Origin of the sequence: Caulobacter sp. CCUG 60055 (assembly GCF_022750545.1) — a bacterium.
GTDB lineage: Bacteria > Pseudomonadota > Alphaproteobacteria > Caulobacterales > Caulobacteraceae > PUIC01.
On record NZ_PUIC01000012.1, the window covers coordinates 1 to 16,032 of the forward strand.

Genomic DNA, 16,032 nt, shown 5'->3' on the forward strand with positions numbered 1-16,032 from the left:
CGCGACCTTCAACCGGTTCATGGAAATCCTCGTCTCGCCGACTGGTTCAACCTGGACGCGCTTGTCGCAAACTTTTGCGACAGTTCGCAGAACGTCCGGCGCCGCGTCCGCGCGCGTTGAACGGCCGGCCGGAACCGGCCTATGAAGAGGATCGCCCCCGCCGCCCGAGCCCGACCGCCATGATCGCTGACGACGACGACCTGACCGCGTTCGAGGCGCACGGCGCCCCGCCCCTGCCCGTCGCCGAGCGCCAGGACTTCATCGAGCGCGACGGCGCCAGGATCTGGTTCGCCAGCTTCGGGTCGGGGCCGCCGGTGATCCTGCTGCACGGCGGCCTCGGCCACAGCGGCAACTGGGGCAAGCAGGTCCCCGCCCTGGTCGCCTCCGGCCGCCGCGTGGTGCTGATCGACAGCCGGGGCCACGGCCGCAGCACCCGGGACGCGCAGCCCTACGCCTACGAGCGCATGGCCCTGGACGTCCTGGCGGCGATGGACGCGCTGGCGATCGACCGGGCGGCGCTCGCCGGCTGGAGCGACGGCGCCTGCGTCGCCCTGATCCTGGCCATGCGCGCGCCCGAGCGGGTTTCCGGCGTGTTCTTCTTCGCCTGCAACATGGACCCGAGCGGGGCCAAGGCGATCGGCGACCTGCCCCCGATCCTGCGCCGTTGCCTGAACCGCCACGCCCAGGACTACGCCAGCCTGTCGGCCACCCCGGACCAGTTCAAGGCCTTCGCCGACGCCGTGGGCGAAATGATGAGCACCCAGCCGAACTATTCCGCCGCCGACCTGGCCAAGGTCCGGACGCCGACGGCGATCGTGCAGAGCGAGCACGACGAGTTCATCAAGCCCGAGCACGCCGAGCATCTGGCCCGCAGCATCCCCGGCGCCGAGCTGGTCCTGTTGCCCGGCGTCAGCCATTTCGCGCCCCTGCAACGGCCGGCGCTGTTCAACGGCGCGCTGCTGGGGTTCCTCGACCGGATCGGCGCTTGACCCCTGCCGCGCGCGCCGCCCGAGCGAAGCTTCGGGACGGATGAGAATTTCTCACTTTCAATCCCTATGCATTTAATAGGAGTTTTAGCGCAGGCGGGCTCGGGGGAAGCGCGCCGTCCGTCCTGCGGGTTGCGTCATGACCTTGACTCAGTTGCGTTATCTGGCCGCGATCATCGACGCCGGCTTCAACATCACCGAGGCCGCCAGCCGGCTGAACGCCACCCAGCCGGGCGTCTCCAAACAGCTGAAGCAGATGGAGGACGAGCTCGGCTTCCAGATCTTCGTGCGCCGGGGCAAGAGCCTCGAAGGGCTCAGCCCGGCCGGCGCCAAGGTGGTCGAACGCGCCCGGGTCATCCTGTCCGAGACCGCCAACATCCGCGCCCTGGCCGCCGACCACCGCAACGAGGCGCGCGGCGAGCTGGCGGTGGCGACCACCTACACCCAGGCCCGCTTCGTCCTGCCCGCCACCCTGGCGCGGCTGCGCACGCTGCATCCAGGCATCGACGTCCGGCTCAACCCGCACAGCGAGGCCGAGGCCCTGGCCCTGCTCGGCGCCGGGGCGGTGGACGCGGCGGTGGTCAGCAGCCCCGACCGCCCCGCCGCGACCGGCGTCGTCGCCGTGCCTGTCTATCGCTGGAGTCTGGCCGCCCTGGCGCCGCGCCGCCACCCGCTGGCGGCGGCCTCCCGGCCGCCGACCCTGCGCGAGATCGCCGGCCACCCCCTGGTCACCTACGCCTCCGCACAGAGGCCGGATTCCAGCCTCGCGCGCGCCTTCGGCGCCGCCGGCCGCGCGCCGCGCCTGGCCTGCGCCACCCGCGACGCCGAGGTCATCAAGACCTGCGTGCGCGCCGGCATGGGCCTTGGCCTGCTGGCCGAGATGGCGGTCGCCGAAGCCGACGCGGCCGACCTCGCTGTCCTCGATGTCGACGGGCTGTTTCCACTGAACACGACCTGGGTGGTGTTGCGGCGCGGCCATGTCCTGCGCGGCTATGTCCACGACTGGCTGGCCGATCTGGTCCCGCACGTCGGCCGACGCGACCTGCGCGCGGCCATGGAGGGCGGCGCCGAGCCCTGGATCGAACCGCCGCACTGGCGCGAGGTCCGCGGCCGCTTCCAACTGGAGGCCGAGCCCCGCTCCGACCTCCATCCCGCCCGCAACGTCGTGCCGTTCGAAATCGCCCAGCCCCCCGTCCGCGCCGCCGAGCGGCTGGCCGTCTCCTGCGGCTGAGCAAGACCTCAGGTCGCCGGCGGCGGCCGCTTCTCCGGGTGCAGGTCATGGCACGAGCGGCAGGTCGCCTGCAGCTCGCCATAGGCCCCGGCCGCGGCCTCCCAGCGCCCGCCGGCCGAAGCCGCGCCGACCGCCTGGGCCGCGACATCCTCGAACCCCGCCTTCCGCCAGGACGCGTCCTCCAGGCGCAGCAGGCGGTCGAGCTCGGCCGCCGCCTTGCCGGCCTTGCCGGCGTCCTTGGCGTCGAGGCCGTCCTGCAGGTCGTATTGCAGGTCCTGGACCGCGTCCATGCGCGCCTTGCGGTCGGCGACGTCCGCCGCCGCGACGGCGGCGGCGAGCATCAGCAGCAAGGCCGCCAGGCCTGGACCGACGGACATCCGCGCCGCCTACTTCTTGGTCTCGTAGAACTCGGGAGGCGGAGGATTGTCGGGCAGCTTGTCCGTCAGATAGCCGCGATTGCCGTCCGGCCGGATGGGGCCGGGACCGAAGCCCAGGTGCTCCTTGTCGACGTTGTTCTCATTGCAGGCGAACTCGCGCAGCCCCTCGCGCGGCTTGCCCAGCACCCAGGTCCGCGCGAACGTGAAGGGCCGGGTGTAGAACTTGCTGTCGTCGACGGTCAGGTCGAGATGCAGGTGGTCCGCGTCGGGACGCGACCACCGCTCGACCACGTGCATGGCGTCGCTCTGCGGATTGGCGTTCTCGTCGATCCAGATCTGCTTGTCCTTGAAGCCGATCGAGTCGACCACCAGCACGTCGCCCTCCCACCAGCCGACCGGATTGCCGAAGAAGCCCGGCTCGGGGTCCTCTTCGTGCTTGCGGCCGTCGATCGGGATCAGGCGATAGGTGGTGTAGAGATAGAGCACGCCCAGGCGCTGGGGCGTATGCAGGATCTCGAACGGCAGGCCGCTGGCGTCGTGGCGCGGAATGCCGCCCAGGATGCACAGGGCCTCCGGGTCGCGGGTCTGGGTAAGGTTGTGCTGCAGGGCCGCCTCCCCCGCCGGCGTCAGCGGCAGCTTGAAGCCTGGCAGGTCCTTGCCGATGTTGCCGCCCGGCTTGGACGGATCGCGCAGCGGCTTCCAGAACCCGGTGAGGTCGGGCTTTCCGTCCGGCAGGCGCGGGGTCGGCCGCGGCGGTCCCTTGGGCTCGACGCCCAGTATGCCGCCGTTCTCGCCCGGCGCCTCGGGCTGGACGGCGGGCGGCGGCTTCTGGGCCCAGGCGGCGGAGGCCGAGGCCAGCAGCGCCACGGCTGCGACGGCGCGCAGCCGCGCGAGGGATGCACTCTTCACCATGATGTCCCCGGATCGGTTCGTGTTCGGGATTTTGAGTCCTGTTCGGATGGCGCGGACGGCCCCTCCGGCTCGACGCGAGCATAGGCGCCGCCGCCCGCCGCCCCTCAAAATCTCTGGTCATGTCCATATGACGAACCGCCATAAGGCGCGGGCGGCTGCGACGCCTATAGCTCGGCTCCAGACCCGACCTGGAGCGCCGCCATGAAGGCCAAAGTCCCGCTGATCGCCGCCAGCCTCGCCCTGCTCGCCGCCGTCGCCAGCCCGGCCCTGGCGCACCATTCGTTCTCGGCCGAGTTCGACGGCGCCAAGCCCGTGCGCCTGGTCGGCAAGATCACCAAGATCGAATGGACCAACCCCCACTCGTACTTCTATCTGGACGTCAAGAACGCCAAGGGCGAGACGGCCAACTGGGCCTGCGAGGGCGGCGGCCCCGGCGCCCTGTCGCGACGCGGCTGGAAGAAGGGCGACGTCAAGATCGGCGACACCCTGATCGTCGACGGCTATCTGGCCAAGGACGGATCGCGCACCATAGACGCGCGGCGCATCACCTTGCCGGACGGCCGCTCGATCTATGGCGGCACCCCGGGCGACGGCGGCCCCGGCGACGGCCAGCCCCAGAACAAGTGAACCGGCGCCGACCCGACGGATGTCCTTCCTCCTGAACGTGAGCCAGGGGCTCTACGACACGGCCCTGGCCACCTCGATCCGGGAGTCGGAAATCACCTTTCCGGCGCTGGAGACCGCGCATGTTCTGGGCCTCGCCTTGATGGCGGGGGCCATCGCCCTGGTCGATTTCCGCCTGCTCGGGCTGGTCTGGCGCCGCTCGCCGGTCGGCGTGGTGGCCGCGCAGCTGCTGCCCGCCACCTGGAGCGGCTTTGCGGTGATGGCCGTCACCGGCGGCCTGCTGTTCTGCGCGGAAGCGGCCAAGATGTATGGCAATCCCGCGTTTCGAGTGAAGCTGCTGCTGCTGGTCCTGGCCGGGCTGAACATGCTGGCCTTCCACTTCGGCGTCTATCGCCGGCTGGCCGACTGGGATCTCGCGCCCAGCCCGCCGCCGGCCGCCAAGGCCGCCGCCGGCGTCTCGCTCGCCCTGTGGGCGGCGATCATCGTCGCCGGCCGCATGATCGCTTACTTCCACTAGGCCAGGCGCGAGATGATCCTGCACGCCCTCTTCCACGCCTTCGCCGAAACGCCGCTCAGCGCCGCCATGCGCGGCTCCACCTGGGGATTCGCCGTGGTCGAGGCGGTCCATCTCCTGGGCTTGGCGGTGTTCGGCGGCGCCGTCCTCGTCATCGATTTCGCCGCGCTCGGGATCGGCTTTCGTCGGTTGCCGCCCTCGACCACGGCGCGGAGCCTCGGGCCGGTGTTGTGGATCGCGCTGGCGGCCCTGGTCGCCTCGGGCGTGCTGCTCGTCGGCTCCAACCCGATGAAATACTATTTCAACGCCGCCTTCCGCACCAAGATCGCCCTGCTGGCGGCGGCCGCGCTGGGCACGGCCTTCGTGATCCGCCGGACCGGCTCGGCCGAGGCGACGCCCCTGGACGCCCGGCTGGCGGCGGCCCTCACCCTGGTCCTGTGGCTCGGCGTCGGCCTGGCCGGCCGGTTGATCGGCCTGCTGTAAAGCATGACCCCACAGCACAACCATATTCATATGAAAACATATAATAACGCCATACCGATCAAACAGTTCTGAATAAATATAAATATCCCCGATCCGCTGAAAATTCAGAACCGGAGGGGATAACATGAAACATACATCCGAATACAGGAAGGCGATCAGCCTGGCCGCCAGCGCCCTCGCCCTGGGCGTCGCCGCCAGCTGGTCGACCACGGCGCCGGCCGCCGAAGCCGCCGGCGCCTCATCTCTCGACGCCGCGACGGCCGACGCCGTCGACACCCTGATCGTGACGGGATCACGCGCCCGGGGACGCACCGTCGAGAATAGCCCCGCGCCCATCGACGTGCTGTCGGCGACGGACATCCGCGCCGCCAACCAGACCAACCTCCTCGACGTGCTCAACACCCTGACGCCGTCGTTCAACCTGCCGTCCGTGGCCACGCCGGACATCGGCAGCATGGTCCGCGCCGGACAACTGCGCGGCCTCAGCCCCGACCAGACCCTGGTGCTGGTCAACGGCAAGCGCCGGCACGGCGTCGCCTTCCTGGGCGCGGGCGGCTTCGGCGGCTCGGCCCCCGCCGACCTGTCGCTGATCCCCACCGCCGCCATCGACCGCATCGAGATCCTGCGCGACGGCGCCTCGGCCATCTACGGCTCCGACGCCATCGCCGGGGTGATCAACATCATCACCAAGCACGCCGACCACGGCGGCGAGGTCTCGTTCAGCAGCGGCCGCTACTACGACAACGACGGCGCCTCCCAGCAGGCCCGCTTCAACGTCGGGGCCAAGCTGGGCCAGACCGGCTACGTCAACGTCTCCGGCGAGGTGGTCGACCAGGACGGCGCCGTCCGCAACTTCGCCGTCCCCTCGTCCTATCTCTACTATTTCCCGACCAACGCCGCCGGCCAGCCGGTGTCGCCCGGCCCCGGCGCCTCGCTGCCTCCCGGCGCCACCCCCGACCCGCGCGAGGCCGGCCGCGACCGCGTCGCCTGGAAGAACATCGGCGTGCAGCCGTTCACCACCCAGTCCCTGGCCCTCGACGCCGGCGCGCCGATCAACGACAAGGTCGAGGCCTACGTCTTCGCCACCTATTCGCACCGGCGCGCCGACGCGCCGCAGAACTTCCGCACCCCGACCCGCGACACCAATGTCCGCGCCATCTATCCGGACGGCTTCGCCCCGGTCGAGCAGATCCGCGAGAACGACTTCGCCCTGACCGGCGGCCTGAAGGGCCAGGACCTGCTGGGCTGGGATTGGGATTTCAGCAGCAGCTACGGCCGCGACCAGGTCGACGCCTATACGCGCAACTCGCTCAATCCCACCCTGGGCGCGGCCAGCCCGACCAGCTTCTATGACGGCCGCCTCGACTATTCGGCCTGGACCACCAACCTCGACCTCCGCCGCGCCTTCCAGACCAGCATTCCGCTGGACGCCTCGGCGGGCGCGGAATACCGGCGCGAGACCTACGCCATCGAGCCCGGCGAGGTCGCCTCCTATGTCGACGGCGGCTCGCCCATCCTCGATGGGCCGAACAAAGGCAAGCCGCTGATCGGGGCCGGCGGCGCCCAGGGGCTTCCCGGCTTCCGGCCGGAGGACGAGGTCCACGCCTCGCGCGACGGCTTCTCGGCCTATGCCGGCCTGGCGGCGCACGTGACGCCGGCCTGGCTGATCGACGTGGCGGCGCGCTACGAGAACTATTCGGACTTCGGCGACACGGTCACGGGCCGGCTGACCACCCGCTACGACGTCAATCCGCGCCTCGCCTTCCGCGCCACGATCAGCAACGGCTTCCACGCCCCGCCCCTGGCGGCCGAGTTCTACAAGAACACCGCCAACATCAACACCTATCAGCAGCACACCGTGCAGGTGAACTCTCGCCAGGCCGCCGCCCTGGGCGCGGTCCCGCTGAAGCCGGAGAAGTCGGTCAACTACAGCCTGGGCTTCGTCGCCCAGCCGCTGCCCGGCGTGCATCTGGCTGTCGACGCCTACCAGATCGAGGTCACCGACCGCATCGCGCTTTCCACCACCATCCGCGACGCCATCTATCCAGGGGCCGGGGCCCTGGTGCAGGCTGCGGGCTTCGCGCCCGACGACGGCGTCAACTACTTCGTCAACGCCGCCGACACCCGCACGCGCGGCGTCGACGTCACCCTGGACGGGGCCCAGGACCTGGGCGTCTGGGGCCGGCTGCTGTGGTCGGCGGCCCTGAACTTCAACAAGACCGAGATCACCCGCATCGCCGACACCCCCTCGGTGCTCAAGGCGTTCAACATCCCGGTGTTCAGCGTCCCCAACCAGTACGCCGTCACCTATCTGGCCCCGCGCGACAAGGAAGTGTTCAGCCTGACCTGGCTGCGGGGGCCCTGGCGCGCCACCCTGCGCCAGACCCACTTCGGCGAGGTCAAGCGGCCGGGCACGCCCGCCACGGTGGCCGTGTCCGGCCCCTACGCCGGCCTGACCTCGATCGACAACCGCGTGGAGGCGGCCTGGGTCACCGACCTTGGCGTGTCGTACTCGGTCAGCGAGCGCCTAAAGCTGGCGCTGGACGTCAACAACCTGTTCAACGCCCGGCCGAGCAAGACGCCGCAGCCCTTGCTGTCGCCGTACCAGACGGCCGCCTACAACAGCTTCGGCCCGCTGGGGGTGGGCGGCGGCTTCTGGTCGGCGCGGATCAGCTACGCCTTTTAGCGCCCGCGCCCGGAACGAGGATCGGGATCGGCGCTAGTCGGCGGCCGGGGCCAGCGGCAGGGTCAGGGTGAAGGCCGCGCCGCCGCCCTGGCGGTTCTCGAACGAGACCGCGCCGCCGTGGGCGGCGGCCACCCGGGCGACGATGGACAGCCCCAGCCCCGACCCGCCCGGCTTGCGGCGGTCGGCCCGCCAGAACCGTTGAAAGAGGTGCGGCGCCTGGTCCTCGGCGATCCCCGGTCCGTCGTCGAGGACGCGCACCACGCCGTCCGCCGAGATCTCGACCTCGACCACGCCGCCCGGCCCGGTGTGGTGGACGGCGTTTTCGGCCAGGTTGCGCACCGCCTGGTGCACGGCCGAGGCCCGCGCCCGCACCCAGACCGGCGCCTCGACGCCGGTGAGCGCCATCGACTTGCCGCGCCCGACGGCCAGGGGCGCGATCTGGCTGACCACCTCCAGCGCCGCCGCGCGGAGGTCGGCGACCTCGTCGCCGCCCGCCCCGGCGTCGTCCAACTCGGCGATCTCGAGCAGTTGGCCGACCACCCGGGCCATGGATTCCACGTCCGCCCGCAGCACCGCCGCCGCGTCGTCGTCCAACAGGGCGTCGATGCGCATCCGCAGCACGGTCAGCGGCGTGCGCAGCTCGTGGGCGGCGTCGGCGGTGAAGGCCCGCTGCACCCGGAACCCGGCCTCCAGCCGGTCGAGGGCCTGGTTCACCGCAGTGGCCAGGGGCGCGATCTCGGTCGGCAGGTCTGAGACCGGCAATCGGCGGTCCATGCGTGCCGGATCGATGTCGCGGGCCATCTCCGAAGCGTGCACCACCGGCCGCAGCGCCCGGCGGACGATGAGGATGTCGACCGCCAGCAGGGCCAGCAGCACCGGCGCGATCAGCAGGGCGATGCGCGGCAGGAAACCGGCGACGATGTCGTCGACGACCACGTCGGGGTGGCGCAGGTTCTGCATGACCACCACCCAGACCCTCCGGCCGTCCCGGACCTCCGGCACGCTCGCGCCGTAATAGTCGGCCTGTCCCAGGCGGGTCTGGAAATAGGTCGGCCCCGGCGCGCGGCGGGCCTCGGCGTAGGGGGCGGCCGCGCCGGGCAGCGAGGTGAACAACGGCCGGCCGCCGGCGTCCACCACGGCGAAGGCGAAACCGCCGTACTGCTGGGCGTAGAGGGCGCGCAGGTCTGGTGCGAGGTCGAGCCGCCACCCCGCCTGGTCCGGCGTCAGCGCCCGGGCGATCCGCTCGGCGTGGTTCAGCAGCACCCGGTGCTGGAAGCCTGTAGTGGTCGAGCTGAGCAGCAGATAGGCGGCCAGGGGCGCCGCCACCGCCGTGGCGGCCAGGGCCAGGACGTGCAGCCACAGAATCCGCGACAGCAGCGAGCCGAACAGCGGCTTCACGGCGTCACCACCGCCAAGATGTAGCCGACCCCGCGCACGGTGTGGATGTCGGCCGTGGCGCCCTTGCGCTCCAGCCGCTTGCGCAGGCGGTGCACATAGACCTCGACGGCGTTGGAGCCGATGTCGCCGGCGACGCCGAACAACTGGTCCTCGACGTGCTTCTTGGGGACAACCCGGCCGCTTCGTCGCATCAGCAGCTCCAGCACCTCCAGTTCGCGCGCCGACAGCCTCTGCGGCTGGTCGTCGACGAAAGCCTCCCGCGTCTCGGTGTCGAAGGCGAGGTTGCCGACCTGCAGGCGCCGCCCGAGCAGGGCCCCCGGCCGGCGCAGCAGCGCCTGCAGCCGGGCGACCAGCTCCTCGACGGCGAACGGCTTGACCAGATAGTCGTCGGCGCCGGCCTGGAGCCCGGCGACGCGGTCGTTGACCCCGCCGCGCGCGGTCAGCACCAGCACGGGCGTGGCGTCCTGCCGCAGCCGCATCCAGCGCAACACCTCCAGCCCGTCGCCGTCCGGCAGGCCGAGGTCCAGCACCACCGCGGCGTAGCGGGCGGCGGCCAGCATGACGCGGGCGTCCTCGCCGCCGCCGACCCGGTCGAAGGCGAAGCCCGCCATGGCCAGGGCCTGGCCCAGCAGGCCCGCCACGTCCTCGTTGTCTTCTACGACCAGCAGCCGCACGGGTCCCTGCTCCCCTCGGGATCGAGTCGCGACGCTATAGCAGAACCGCGCCGCGCGCAGGCTCGCCGTAAGCTGGGTGTAAGCCAGCGCGTTTATACAGCGGTGGCCGCCTCGACCTCCCCCCATCTCGAGAGCGGACGCTTATAGTCGAGCCCTGAACGTGACCGGCGCGCCAATCCGCGTCGGTCACGTCTTGCTTAAAGGTCGGTGCGCATGCAGGACGGACGCCCCTCTTCTTCGCCGGCCCGCCGACTGTCGCGCCGAACCCAGATCATCATCCTCGCCGGCGCGGCCGCCGGATGCGTCGCCGTCGCCGCGACGGCCGCCGCCGTCGGCGCCGTGGCCTCGCGCCCCGCCGCCGCCGCCCCGCCGCCAGCCAACGGCGCGTTCCGCCCGGCTGACGACCAGTGGGCGGCCCTGGCCCTCGCCCCGGCCGCGGCCATGACCTTCCACGACGGCGTCCAGGCCGACGGCAAGATCGCGGTGAACGACGACCTGACCACGCCGGTGCTGTCGCCCTATTCCGGCCGCGTCACCCGCCTGGCCGTCGAGGCCGGCGACCATGTGCGGCGCGGCCAGACGCTGTTCGAGGTCGACGCCGTCGAGTTCGTCCAGGGGCGCAACGACCTGTCGACGGCCAAGGCCGGGCTGGCCACCGCGCGCGCCCAGCTCAAGCTCGCCCAGGAGACCGAGGCGCGCCAGTCCGAGCTGTACAAGAGCGGCGGCGGCGCCCTGAAGGACTGGCGGCAGTCGCAGAGCGACCTGATCGCCGCCCAGGGGGCCGAGCGGACCGCCGAGAACGCCCTGGGCGCGGCGCGCAGCCGGCTGGCCATCCTCGGCCAGACCCCCGACCGCATCCGCGCCCTGGAGGCGGCCGCCCCCAGCCAGGCCGTCCGCCCGGAAACCGGCGTCCCCGCCCCCGTCGCCGGCGTGGTGGTCAAGCGCAACCTCGCCCTGGGCCAGTACATCACCGCCGGGGCCGGCGATCCGCAGTTCCTGATCACCGACCCGTCGTCGCTGTGGCTGGTCGCCCAGGTGCGCGAGAGCGACGCGGCCAAGATGCGGCTGGGCGAGCCTGTCGAGGTCAGCACGCCGGCCTATCCGGGCCGGGCCTTCGCGGCCAAGGTCACCTATGTCGCCGCGGCCCTTGACCCCGACTCCCACCGCCTGACGGTGCGCGCGACCATCGCCAACCCGGACGGGGCGCTCAAGCCGGAGATGTTCGCCCATTTCAGCATCGTCGCCGGCGAGGCCATGACCAGCCCCGGCGTGCCGGAAAGCGCCATCGTCCGCGAAGGCGACGCCGCGCGGGTCTGGACCGCCGCCCCCGACCGCACCCTCCGGCTGCGCCAGATCAAGACCGGCGTGACCAATCGCGGCATGGTGCAGGTGCTGGCGGGCCTGGCCCCCGGCGAGCGCGTGGTGACGCGCGGCACCCTGTTCATCGACCGGGCCGGCAAGCCGGACTGACCGCGCCCCCGCTCCCTTCCCGTTTTCACGCCCAGGCGGACAGGCCCCTCCCATGAACCGCGTCGTCGCGTTTTCCCTGCACCAGCGCGCCCTGATCGTGATCATGCTGATCGCGCTGCTGGCCGCCGGCGCGGCGGCCTTCTCCAGGCTCAACATCGAGGCCTATCCCGACCCGGTGCCGCCGATGGTCGAGGTGGTCACCCAGAGCCCCGGCCTGTCGGCCGAGGAGATCGAGCGCAACATCACCATCCCGATCGAGGTGCAGATGTCGGGCGTGCCGCACGTGACCAGCGTGCGGACCATCTCGCTGTTCGGCCTGTCGGACGTGAAGATCCAGTTCACCTACGACTTCACCCACGAGGAAGCGCAGCAGAAGATCATCAACCGGCTGAGCCAGCTGCCGTCGCTGCCCGGCGGCGCCCAGCCGCAGGTCTCGCCCACCAGCCCGATCGGCGAGATCTACCGCTACCGGCTGGTCGGCCCGCCCGGCTATTCGGTGATGGACCTCAAGACCCTGCAGGACTGGGTGCTGAACCGCCGGCTGAAGGCCGTGCCCGGCGTCATCGACGTCACCGGCTGGGGCGGCAAGACCAAGATCTACGAGGTGGCGGTCGACAACCAGCGCCTGGTCGCCCACGGGCTGGCCCTGCCGCAGGTGCTGGCCGCGCTGAACAACAGCAACGTCAATGTCGGCGGCCAGACGGTCAATTTCGGGCCCCAGGCGGCCATCGTGCGCGGCGTCGGCCTGATCCAGTCGGTCGACCAGATCCGCAACGTCGTGCTGTCGCCCAACCACGGCGCGCCGGTGACGCTGGGCGACGTGGCGCAGGTGAAGGTCGGCTTCCAGCCCCGGCTCGGCGTCGCCGGCCAGGACAACAGCGACGACATCGTCCAGGGCATCGTGCTGATGCACCGCGGCGAGAAGAGCATGCCGGCGATCAAGGCCGTCGAGGCCGAGATCAAGGCGATCAACGCCTCGAACATCCTGCCTCCCGGCGTGCATATCGAGCGCATCTACGACCGCAGCGACCTGATCGCCCTGACCACCACGACGGTGCTGCACAACCTCATCGTCGGCGTGCTGCTGATCTTCGTGGTGCAATGGGCCTTCCTCGGCAATCTGCGCAGCGCCCTGATCGTGTCGGCGACCATTCCGTTCGCCCTGTGCTTCGCCGTGCTGATCATGACCATACGCGGGGAGTCGGCGAACCTGCTGTCGGTGGGGGCGCTGGACTTCGGCCTGATCGTCGACGCCACGGTGATCATGATGGAGAATATCTATCGCCACATGGCCGAGCGGTCGCACGCCGGCCCGGCGGTCGGCGCGGCCAAGACCTCGACGATCATGGGCGCGGCGAGCGAGGTGAACCGGGCGATCTTCTTCGCCGCCGCCATCATCATCGCCAGCTTCCTGCCGCTGTTCACCCTGACCGGCGTCGAGGGCCACATCTTCGGGCCGATGGCCAAGACCTACGCCTACGCCATCGGCGGCGGCCTGCTGGCCACCTTCACCGTGACGCCGGCGCTGAGCGCCCTGCTGCTGCCCCAGCGGGTCGACGAGACCGAGACCTTCGTGGTCCGCTTCCTGCGCAGGCTCTACGAGCCGGCGGCGGCGTTCGCCCTGGCCAACCGCACCCTGGTGCTGGGCGCCGCCGGCATCTTCGCCGCCCTCGCCGCCCTCGCCGGCGGCACGCTGGGCCTGGAGTTCCTGCCCCATCTCGAAGAGGGCAATTTCTGGATCCGCGCCACCATGCCCGCCTCGATCTCGCTCGAGGAAGGCAACGGCTACGTCAACGAGATGCGGCGGATCATCAAGTCGTTCCCCGAGGCCCAGACCGTGGTCTCCCAGCACGGCCGCCCAGACGACGGCACCGACGCCACCGGCTTCTTCAACGCCGAGTTCTTCGTGCCCCTCAAGCCCTCCGGCCAGTGGCCGGCCGGGGTGACCAAGGAGAAGCTGACCGAACAGATCAACAAGGCGCTGGAGGCCCGCTTCCCCGGCGTCGAGTTCAACTTCTCGCAGTACATCCAGGACAACGTCGAGGAGGCCGCCTCCGGCGTGAAGGGGTCGAACTCGGTCAAGCTGTTCGGTCCCGACCTGGAGACGCTGGAGAAGACCGCCGCCCAGATCCAGTCGACGATGAGCAAGGTTCCGGGCGTCGCCGACCTGGGCGTGTTCAACTCGCTCGGCCAGCCGACGGTGCGCATCGACATCGACCGCGCCAGGGCCGCCCGCTACGGCCTCAACACCGGCGACGTCAACGCCGTGGTCCAGGCCGCCGTCGGCGGCGCCCAGGCCGGCGCCCTGTTCGAGCAGGGCAGCGACCGCAACTTCCCGATCATCGTGCGGCTGCAACCCGACCAGCGCGCCGACCTGGCCGCCATCGGCCGGCTGACCATGGCCGGGACTTCGCCGACGGGCGCCACGGTCCAGGTTCCGCTGGGCGAGGTCGCCGAGGTCAAGCTGGTCTCCGGCGCCTCGTTCATCTACCGCGAGGGGCAGGAACGCTACATCCCGATCAAGTTCAGCGTCCGCGACCGCGACCTGGGCGGGGCCGTCCGCGAGGCGCAGGCCAGGGTGGCGCGCGAGGTCAAGCTGCCGCCCGGCTACCGCATCGAATGGGCGGGCGAGCTGGGCAACCTCAACGCCGCGGTGCAGCGCCTGGAGATCGTGGTGCCGATCAGCCTCGCCCTGATCCTGCTGCTGCTGTTCATCAACTTCGCCTCGGCGCGCGACATGCTGCTGGCCGCCAGCGTCATGCCCATGGCCATGATCGGCGGCGTCCTCGGCCTGTTCGTCACCGGCACGCCGTTCAGCATCTCGGCCGCCATCGGCTTCGTGGCCCTGTTCGGCATCTCGGTGATGGACGGCATCATCGTGCTCAACGCCTTCAACCACGCCGTGGACGAAGGCCTGGAGCGGACGGCCGCCCTGCGCCGCGCCTGCAGCGCCTGCCTGCGGCCGGTGGTCATGACCTGCGTCGCCGCCTGCGTCGGCCTGCTGCCGGCCGCCCTGTCCACCGGCATCGGCTCCCAGGTGCAAAAGCCGCTGGCCCTGGTGGTGGTCAGCGGCATCCTGCTGGCCCCCGTGCTGATCCTCATCGTGCTGCCGGTGTTGATCGACCTGTTCTCGCATCACGTCAGCCGCGACCGCGTGACCCCGGTCCGGCCGGAGGAAGCGTCATGACCGACGCCGCGCGCGCCTTCGCCAGGGCCAGGCCCTGGCTGACCGTCCTGGCCCTGGCCCAGCTCGGCGGCTGCGCCGTCGGGCCGAACTTCCACAGCCCGCCCGCGCCGACCGCCGCGACCTATGCGCCCGAGCCGCCGCCCGCCGTCACCGCCTCGGCTCCTGGCCCTGGCGGCGAGGCGCAGCGCTTCGTCCAGGGCGCGCCGGTGCCGGCCCGGTGGTGGACCGCGTTCGGCTCGCCCGCCCTCGACGCCATGGTCGACGAGGCGCTGGCCGCCAGTCCGGACCTGAAGTCGGCCGAGGCCGCCCTGCGCCAATCCCAGGCCCTGCTCTCCGCCCAGCGCGGCGCCCTGCTGCCGTCGGTCGAGCTGACCTACCAGGCCCAGCGCGCCAAGAACGGCGCGGCCCTGTCGCCGCCGCTGGCGGACAACAGCTCGCTCTATTCGCTCCACACCGCCCAGGTGACAGTGGCCTATCCCCTCGACCTGTTCGGCGGGGTCCGCCGGCAGATCGAACAGGGCAAGGCCCAGACCGAGGCCCAGCGCTTCCAGTACGAGGCCGCCCGCGTCAGCCTCGCCGCCAACGTCGTCCAGGCCGCCGTGCAGGAGGCCTCGCTGCGCCGGCAGGTCGAGGCCGCCCGCGATCAGGTCGCCGCCGCGCGCGACGTCCTGGCCCTGGTCCGGCGGCAGGCCGCTCTCGGCGCCCTCGGCGTCGCCGACGTGGCGGCCCAGGAGGCCCAGCTGGCCCAGGCCGAGCAGACCCTGCCCCCGCTGGAGAAGAGCCTGGCCCAGCAGCGGGCGGCCCTGGCGGTGCTGCTGGGGCGCGAGCCGTCGCGCGGCCTGCCGCAGACCCTCGACCTCGACGCCGTCGGCCTGCCCGCCGACCTGCCGCTGACCCTGCCCTCGCAGCTGGTGCGCCAGCGGCCGGACGTGCGGGCGGCCGAAGCCAACCTGCACGCCGCCAGCGCCGGCGTCGGGATCGCCATCGCCGCGCGCCTGCCGTCGATCACCCTGAACGGCTCGGCCGGCGGCGCGGCCGCCCAGCCCGGCGCCCTCCTGGCCCACGGCGACGATTTCTGGAGCATCAGCGCCGGCCTCGCCCAGCCGCTGTTCCAGGGCGGGGCCCTGCTGCGCCGCCAGCGCGCCGCCGAGGCCGGCCTCGACCAGGCCAAGGCCCAGTACCGCAGCGCCGTGCTCAACGCGTTCAAGGACGTCTCCAACACCCTCGACGCCCTGCGCTTCGACGCCGACGGCCTCAAGGCGGCCCAGGCGGCGGAGGCGGCCTCCGGCCGCAGCCTGGCCCTGCAGAAGCGGCAACTGGAGCTGGGCCAGGTCGGGACCCTCGCCGTGCTCAACGCCCAGCAGGCCCACAGCCAGGCCGTCGTCGCCCTGGCCGCCGCGCGGGCGGCGCGCTACGCCGACACGACGGCGCTGTTCCAGGCCCTGGGCGGCGGCTGGTGGGACGCGGACCGCTGAGCCCCCTCCCCGCCG

13 protein-coding genes are annotated in these 16,032 nt (G+C 71.6%); 9 read left to right on the top strand and 4 right to left on the bottom strand.

The window, feature by feature from the left end:
• Positions 1-179 precede the first annotated feature (179 nt).
• Positions 180-989 (top strand): alpha/beta hydrolase, encoded by an 810-nt coding sequence (locus tag C5708_RS15570; protein WP_242922553.1) that lies wholly within the window; start codon positions 180-182, stop codon positions 987-989.
• Positions 990-1,125: 136 nt separating this feature from the next.
• The gene (locus C5708_RS15575; RefSeq protein WP_242922554.1) at positions 1,126-2,217 is read left to right on the top strand and encodes a LysR substrate-binding domain-containing protein; all 1,092 of its coding nucleotides are present in this window, start codon (positions 1,126-1,128) and stop codon (positions 2,215-2,217) included.
• Positions 2,218-2,225: 8 nt separating this feature from the next.
• On the opposite strand, the gene C5708_RS15580 is transcribed toward C5708_RS15575, so the two are convergent.
• Together C5708_RS15580 and C5708_RS15585 are read right to left on the bottom strand one after the other, a co-directional pair.
• Positions 2,226-2,594 (bottom strand): hypothetical protein, encoded by a 369-nt coding sequence (locus tag C5708_RS15580; RefSeq protein ID WP_242922555.1) that lies wholly within the window; start codon positions 2,592-2,594, stop codon positions 2,226-2,228.
• Between the two features lie 9 nt (positions 2,595-2,603).
• Complete coding sequence (locus tag C5708_RS15585) at positions 2,604-3,503, bottom strand: hypothetical protein (RefSeq protein ID WP_242922556.1); 900 nt, start codon at positions 3,501-3,503, stop codon at positions 2,604-2,606.
• A 204-nt stretch (positions 3,504-3,707) separates the two neighbouring features.
• Here C5708_RS15585 and C5708_RS15590 point away from each other — a divergent pair, with 204 nt between their 5' ends.
• The 4 genes from C5708_RS15590 to C5708_RS15605 all read left to right on the top strand — a co-directional run bounded on the left by C5708_RS15590 (position 3,708) and on the right by C5708_RS15605 (position 7,813).
• Positions 3,708-4,133 carry a DUF6152 family protein gene (locus tag C5708_RS15590; RefSeq protein WP_242922557.1) on the top strand — a complete coding sequence of 142 codons (426 nt, stop codon included), beginning with the start codon at positions 3,708-3,710 and terminating at the stop codon, positions 4,131-4,133.
• Between the two features lie 19 nt (positions 4,134-4,152).
• Positions 4,153-4,647, top strand: coding sequence for a DUF6644 family protein (locus C5708_RS15595; protein WP_242922558.1), 495 nt, complete (start codon positions 4,153-4,155; stop codon positions 4,645-4,647).
• A 12-nt stretch (positions 4,648-4,659) separates the two neighbouring features.
• On the top strand, positions 4,660-5,127 hold the full coding sequence (locus tag C5708_RS15600; RefSeq protein ID WP_242922560.1) for a DUF6644 family protein: 468 nt from the start codon (positions 4,660-4,662) through the stop codon (positions 5,125-5,127).
• Positions 5,128-5,251: 124 nt separating this feature from the next.
• Positions 5,252-7,813, top strand: a complete 2,562-nt coding sequence (locus tag C5708_RS15605; protein WP_242922562.1) for a TonB-dependent receptor — start codon at positions 5,252-5,254, stop codon at positions 7,811-7,813.
• 33 nt (positions 7,814-7,846) lie between these two features.
• Here the strand turns inward: C5708_RS15605 and C5708_RS15610 are convergent, their stop codons facing one another.
• Positions 7,847-9,211: a HAMP domain-containing sensor histidine kinase gene (locus C5708_RS15610; RefSeq protein WP_242922564.1), complete on the bottom strand. Its 1,365-nt coding sequence runs from the start codon at positions 9,209-9,211 to the stop codon at positions 7,847-7,849.
• Positions 9,208-9,885: a response regulator transcription factor gene (locus C5708_RS15615; RefSeq protein WP_242922565.1), complete on the bottom strand. Its 678-nt coding sequence runs from the start codon at positions 9,883-9,885 to the stop codon at positions 9,208-9,210. Before C5708_RS15615 ends, C5708_RS15610 begins: the two co-directional genes overlap by 4 nt.
• A 213-nt stretch (positions 9,886-10,098) precedes the next feature.
• Here C5708_RS15615 and C5708_RS15620 point away from each other — a divergent pair, with 213 nt between their 5' ends.
• Genes C5708_RS15620 through C5708_RS15630 form a run of 3 tightly spaced genes read left to right on the top strand, consistent with a single transcriptional unit; the run spans position 10,099 to position 16,017 of the window.
• The gene (locus C5708_RS15620) at positions 10,099-11,355 is read left to right on the top strand and encodes an efflux RND transporter periplasmic adaptor subunit (RefSeq protein WP_242922566.1); all 1,257 of its coding nucleotides are present in this window, start codon (positions 10,099-10,101) and stop codon (positions 11,353-11,355) included.
• Between the two features lie 52 nt (positions 11,356-11,407).
• Positions 11,408-14,542 carry a CusA/CzcA family heavy metal efflux RND transporter gene (locus tag C5708_RS15625; protein WP_242922567.1) on the top strand — a complete coding sequence of 1,045 codons (3,135 nt, stop codon included), beginning with the start codon at positions 11,408-11,410 and terminating at the stop codon, positions 14,540-14,542.
• Positions 14,539-16,017: an efflux transporter outer membrane subunit gene (locus C5708_RS15630; RefSeq protein ID WP_242922568.1), complete on the top strand. Its 1,479-nt coding sequence runs from the start codon at positions 14,539-14,541 to the stop codon at positions 16,015-16,017. The genes C5708_RS15625 and C5708_RS15630 overlap by 4 nt, the downstream gene beginning before the upstream one ends.
• The last annotated feature ends 15 nt before the right edge of the window (positions 16,018-16,032 follow it).

Coding starts and splice junctions, on each gene's coding strand:
- C5708_RS15580 (WP_242922555.1), bottom strand. CDS start 2,594: ATGTCCGTCGGTCCAGGCCTGGCGGCCTTGCTGCTGATGCTCGCCGCC.
- C5708_RS15600 (WP_242922560.1), top strand. CDS start 4,660: ATGATCCTGCACGCCCTCTTCCACGCCTTCGCCGAAACGCCGCTCAGC.
- C5708_RS15620 (WP_242922566.1), top strand. CDS start 10,099: ATGCAGGACGGACGCCCCTCTTCTTCGCCGGCCCGCCGACTGTCGCGC.
- C5708_RS15595 (WP_242922558.1), top strand. CDS start 4,153: ATGTCCTTCCTCCTGAACGTGAGCCAGGGGCTCTACGACACGGCCCTG.
- C5708_RS15590 (WP_242922557.1), top strand. CDS start 3,708: ATGAAGGCCAAAGTCCCGCTGATCGCCGCCAGCCTCGCCCTGCTCGCC.
- C5708_RS15605 (WP_242922562.1), top strand. CDS start 5,252: ATGAAACATACATCCGAATACAGGAAGGCGATCAGCCTGGCCGCCAGC.
- C5708_RS15630 (WP_242922568.1), top strand. CDS start 14,539: ATGACCGACGCCGCGCGCGCCTTCGCCAGGGCCAGGCCCTGGCTGACC.
- C5708_RS15575 (WP_242922554.1), top strand. CDS start 1,126: ATGACCTTGACTCAGTTGCGTTATCTGGCCGCGATCATCGACGCCGGC.
- C5708_RS15625 (WP_242922567.1), top strand. CDS start 11,408: ATGAACCGCGTCGTCGCGTTTTCCCTGCACCAGCGCGCCCTGATCGTG.
- C5708_RS15570 (WP_242922553.1), top strand. CDS start 180: ATGATCGCTGACGACGACGACCTGACCGCGTTCGAGGCGCACGGCGCC.